We start from the raw sequence: 343 nt of genomic DNA on the forward strand, positions 1-343 counted from the left end.
AGGTGTTCAAGGGACCTCGAGGCGAAGATGGCGCAGCGGACGGGACTCGAACCCGCGACCCCCGGCGTGACAGGCCGGTATTCTAACCGACTGAACTACCGCTGCGTATCGCCCAGGCTTGCGCCTGGTTGAAACTTGAGGATCTGACCTTACGAAACGCTCGCTCGCAAGGCAGGCACAAAAAAAGCGATTCGCTGATCGCTTCGTTTGTTGCTTCGAGGCGTTCAAGGGGCCTCGAGGCGAAGATGGCGCAGCGGACGGGACTCGAACCCGCGACCCCCGGCGTGACAGGCCGGTATTCTAACCGACTGAACTACCGCTGCGTATCGTTCAGGCTTACGCC

2 tRNA genes are annotated in these 343 nt (G+C 60.9%); both read right to left on the reverse strand.

Annotated features, from left to right (window positions below):
• Nucleotides 1-28: 28 nt before the first annotated feature.
• Nucleotides 29-105, reverse strand: a tRNA-Asp gene (locus ACNFCI_RS24085).
• Between the two features lie 141 nt (nucleotides 106-246).
• Nucleotides 247-323, reverse strand: a tRNA-Asp gene (locus ACNFCI_RS24090).
• Between the last annotated feature and the right edge of the window lie 20 nt (nucleotides 324-343).

Source organism: Pseudomonas sp. NY15356, from assembly GCF_048068175.1.
Lineage (GTDB): Bacteria > Pseudomonadota > Gammaproteobacteria > Pseudomonadales > Pseudomonadaceae > Aquipseudomonas > Aquipseudomonas putida_K.